Annotated in this window: 4 protein-coding genes; all 4 read left to right on the top strand. The window is 65.7% G+C overall.

The window, feature by feature from the left end:
• Positions 1-213 precede the first annotated feature (213 nt).
• The 4 genes from TEP_RS02790 (at position 214) to TEP_RS02805 (ending at position 4154) form a co-directional block, all read left to right on the top strand.
• A complete protein-coding gene (locus tag TEP_RS02790) occupies positions 214-1128 on the top strand; it encodes an IS110 family transposase (RefSeq protein ID WP_132824161.1) in 915 nt (304 codons plus the stop codon).
• A 182-nt stretch (positions 1129-1310) separates the two neighbouring features.
• A complete protein-coding gene (locus TEP_RS02795; protein WP_132824163.1) occupies positions 1311-1496 on the top strand; it encodes a hypothetical protein in 186 nt (61 codons plus the stop codon).
• A 271-nt stretch (positions 1497-1767) separates the two neighbouring features.
• On the top strand, positions 1768-2913 hold the full coding sequence (mltB, locus tag TEP_RS02800) for a lytic murein transglycosylase B (RefSeq protein ID WP_132824165.1): 1146 nt from the start codon (positions 1768-1770) through the stop codon (positions 2911-2913).
• Positions 2910-4154, top strand: a complete 1245-nt coding sequence (locus tag TEP_RS02805; RefSeq protein ID WP_132824167.1) for a septal ring lytic transglycosylase RlpA family protein — start codon at positions 2910-2912, stop codon at positions 4152-4154. Before mltB ends, TEP_RS02805 begins: the two co-directional genes overlap by 4 nt.
• Positions 4155-4342 lie beyond the last annotated feature (188 nt).

Here is a 4342-nt window from a genome sequence, read left to right on the forward strand (position 1 = left end):
AAGCCTTATCTGATTGGAATCTGGCANCGTAGGTGTCGAGAGCCGGCGTGGGCCGCCGTGTAAGCCTGGATCTCGACGATCGCCTTGTAGCTTGGCGCCCACGCCGGAATCTCCCTTGATCCGCCCGAACAGTTGCTGGAGCTGACACTCGCAGTGATAAGACTGGGCAAGCGGGGGAGCTCTCGACCCTTCCAGACTATACGGAGTCCGGTGATGAACGGGNTCGGGATTGATGTCAGCAAGCGCCAGCTGGACGTTGGCACGACAGACGGAAAGACCCTGCAGGTCAGCAATAGCCGCTCCGGCTTTGCTGAATTGGACCTCTGGCTGAGGAAACGCCCAGCCGTCCAGATCGTGCTGGAGGCCACTGGTGGCTACGAACAGCCTGTGCTGGACTTTCTGCACAACGCTGGTCATCCGGTGGTCCGCGCCAACGCGCTGCGGGCCCGAAGGCTGGCCCAGGGGATGGGGCAGATGGCCAAGACCGACCGCCTGGATGCCTATGCATTGGCGCAGATGGCGGCCTTGGTGAAACTGCCGTCCTATCAGCCATTGGAACCTTGGCAGCGGAAGATGCGGGAATTTGTGCGGGCACGTCGACAGGCGATGCACGCGCTGACCGTAGCGCGGCAGCAGCAGCAAATGGTGACTGATCGTGCATTGCGCCGACTGCTGCAGGCCAATATCACCCACCTGCAGACGATGGTTGAATGCTTGGGAAAACAGATTGCCGAGCAGGTTGCCCAGCAACCTCAACTGGCTGTCCTGAAGTCGATGAAAGGTGTTGGCCCGGGCCTGCAGGCCGTGTTGGCCAGCTATCTTCCCGAGCTGGGCAAGATCAGTGGCAAGGCCGTGGCCAGCCTGGTCGGTGTGGCACCGATGTCCCATGACAGCGGGACCATGCGTGGCAAACGAAGCATCCATGGCGGCAGGGCTGAGATCCGTCAGGTGCTCTACATGGCCAGCATGTCGGCCATGCGGCATGAACCTCGCCTGCGGGACTTTTANCAGTCGCTGCGAGCGCGGGGCAAGGAAGGCAAAGTGGCCATCGTGGCGGTGATGCGGAAGATGCTGGTGATTCTCAACGCCCGTATGCGTGACGCTCAGAGCGGACCGATCCCCGCCTGAGCGCACCAGAGGGCGTTGCTCCTGAGGCTGCCGGCCAGCGGCCGGCACTACCGTGCCCGTTTACCGGAAGGGCTGGCGCTCCTCCAGCAACACAGTTGCTACACGGCCAACCACGGCTGTTGCTTTCAGCGCTCACCCACGAGGGGCTACGCCGTTCGCCGACCTTCGCCGCCGATGCGCGCATGAATCTGCGCAAGCGCATTTCTGTAATCGTTCCCACAACGCCGCACAGCAGCATCGCCGCTGACGAAGTTCCATTAAAAGTGGGCTCCAATTCACATTTTGACGCCGCGTTGATCCTGATCAATGGACTTGTCGCAATCGGCCTGCACAATGGCGGCCCGTTCGGCATGGCGCGCCGTCTCTGATGCAGCGCGAGGGGCGTCGGATGGGAAAGCAGTACTGATCCAACGGGTACAGGGAGCGCGGAGCACTGCCACTGGGGAGCGGCAGCCGCGCAGGTACCGACCGGGTCCGGCGGCCGGTTGCGTCTGCGGGGATGGGGACGCAACCGGCAACCTCTGCCTGAATGGGGCAGGTCAATCACAACGCCTTCACATTCGTGCTGAACGCGAGCAAATCGTTGTGATTCATGGTGTTAGGGGTTTTAATTCATCCATGACCTGCTAACCTGCGGTGATGATTCGACGTTCTCTGGCCTGCATGCTCACCCTCGGCCTGGTCGCCTGTGCGACCCAGCCGACGTCCCCACCGACTTCGCCACAGGCCAGCAGTACGCCGCGCCACCCGGCGGCCAAGCCCCACGGCCCGGCCGAGGCTGCGCCGGAAGCGACCGCGGCCACGGCAGCACCGGTCGATCTCACCCCGGTGCCGTTCGAAACCGCGCGCGCCAGATTCATTGCCGACACCGCCAAGCGCTACGGCCTCAAGCCCGACGAGATCGGCAACGTGCTCGACCAGGCGCAGGTGCGCCAGCCGATCATCGCCGCGATGTCGCGGCCGGCAGAACGGGTCAAGCCGTGGAACGAATACCGGCCGATGTTCATCAGCAAGGCACGCATCGATGGCGGCAAGGCGTTTCTTGCCCAGCATCGCGCCGAACTGGACCGTGTGCAGCAGCGCACCGGCGTGCCGGCGGAAGTGATCGTGGCGATCATCGGCGTGGAAACCAGCTACGGCAAGAATGCCGGCAGCCATCGCGTGCTCGATGCGCTGTACACCTTGGCCTTCTATTACCCGCGCAGTGGCGACCCGGCCAAGCTGGAGCGCGAAGTGCGCCGCGAGCTGTTCTTCCGCGATGAACTGGCCAAGCTGTTCGAGCTGGGCCGCGAGGAAAAGCTGGACATCACCACGCTCAAGGGCAGCTATGCCGGTGCGATGGGCATGGGCCAGTTCATGCCCTCCAGCTACCTGGATTACGCCGTGGACGGCAATGGCGATGGTCGCCGTGACCTGTTCACCAGCTACGACGACGTGTTCTCCTCCATCGCCAACTACTTCGTGAAGAAGGGCGGCTGGGTGCGAGGCGGCCAGGTCGCCGTGCCGGCCACGCTCGCCGCCGGCCGCGAGGAGTTCAACCCGACCGAGTGGATGCCCACCTGGTCGCTGGCCGACCTGGCCCAGCGCGGCTACCAGCCCAGCGCGCCGGTGCAGCCCGGTGCCACTGCTACCCCGATCACCCTTGAAGGCAGCACCGGCAAGCAGTACTGGCTGGGCTTCCAGAACTACTACGCAATCACCCGCTACAACCTCTCGAAGATGTACGCGATGGCCGTGTTCCAGTTGTCGCAGGCCATTGCCGGACAGGAGCTGCCCCCGGCATGAACATCAGATGGCTGGTCCCTGGATTGATCGTCCTCGCGCTGGCCGCCTGCAGCAGCGCGCCGAAAAAGCCGGCGACCGCCGGCCACGGTGGCAAGCCGTCCGGCACGGTGGTGCAGGGCAAGGGCGGGCGTCCGGCGCATTGTCCGGAGGGCTCGCCGTATGCGGCGGCCACCGAAGACATGTCCACTCGTGGCAACTACACCGCCGGTGGCCTGTACAAGCCCGGCGTGAAAGACACTACGCCCAGTTACGTGCCCAACGTCGCCTGTATTCCCGAGCCGGTGGTGACCAATGAGGACCGCTCGGCGATCGGCAACAAGTCGCCCTACGTGGTGCTGGGCAAGCAGTACAAGGTGCTCGACGACACCCGCAACTACGTTGAACGTGGCACCGCTTCGTACTACGGCGCCAAGTTCCATGGCCGCCTGACCTCCAACCGCGAGGTCTACGACATGTACCAGTTCACCGCTGCCCACAAGACCCTGCCGCTGCCCAGCTTCGCCCGCGTGACCAACCTGGACAACGGCGAATCGGTGATCGTGCGCGTCAATGATCGTGGCCCGTTCCACGATGGCCGCGTGGTCGATCTCAGCTATGCCGCCGCCGTGCGCCTGGGCATCACCCAGCGCGGTACCGGCAACGTGGAAGTGCGCGCGCTGCAGCCGGGCGAAGGCAATCTGTTGGCGCAGAAGCCCTCGCGCCGCGAACGCCGTGCTGCGGAAGCGGCTGCGGCCACCGCTGCCGTCGCCAGCGCGCCCCCCGCACCCGCCGCACGCGCAGTTGCCGACAGTGACATCGATCGCCTGGTCAAGCGCCTGCCGGCCGACGCCGCGCCGCAGCGTGGCCAGCCGGCCACCACCCAGGCCGCCGTCAGCACGATGCCGGAAGTGGCGGTCAGCAGCCTGCCGCCCAGCGCACCCGCGCCGCGTCCGGCAGCGCCGGTCGTGGCCACCGCCATGCCGCGCAGCCCGGCCCCGGCCAGCAGCCCCAGCCTGTCGCAGAAGGTGGTGGGCGCGGTGATGCTGCAGGTCGCCAGCTTCTCCAACCGCGACAACGCCAACCGGGCGATGGGCCAGCTCAACGCCGCCGGCATCGTCGGTGCCACCATCAGCGACATCGCTGCCGGCGGCCGTACCCTGTGGCGCCTGCGGGTTCCCGCCAACGACCATGCCAGCGCGGCGGAACTTGCCGGGCGCATCTCGGGTCTGGGCTTTGGCTCGCCACAGATCGTCAAGGACTGATTCCGCCCGGGCCGGTGCTGCCGGCCCTTGCCACCTCGGCCTTACAATGGCCACCTCGCCCCATCCTTCATTTTCCGGCCGTCCCCTGGAGCCTGCTGTCCCATGAATTTCCGTTCCGCCGCCACTGCCCTGGCCGCCACCCTGGTGGTGGGCCTGGCCTCCGCACAGACGCCGCTGCCGACCCCGGC

The organism is Stenotrophomonas sp. TEPEL (assembly GCF_004348785.1).
GTDB lineage: Bacteria > Pseudomonadota > Gammaproteobacteria > Xanthomonadales > Xanthomonadaceae > Stenotrophomonas > Stenotrophomonas indicatrix.

Bases quoted from the DNA above. Each gene is read 5' to 3' on its own strand.
- TEP_RS02795 (WP_132824163.1), top strand. From the start codon at position 1,311: ATGAATCTGCGCAAGCGCATTTCTGTAATCGTTCCCACAACGCCGCAC.
- mltB (WP_132824165.1), top strand. From the start codon at position 1,768: ATGATTCGACGTTCTCTGGCCTGCATGCTCACCCTCGGCCTGGTCGCC.
- TEP_RS02805 (WP_132824167.1), top strand. From the start codon at position 2,910: ATGAACATCAGATGGCTGGTCCCTGGATTGATCGTCCTCGCGCTGGCC.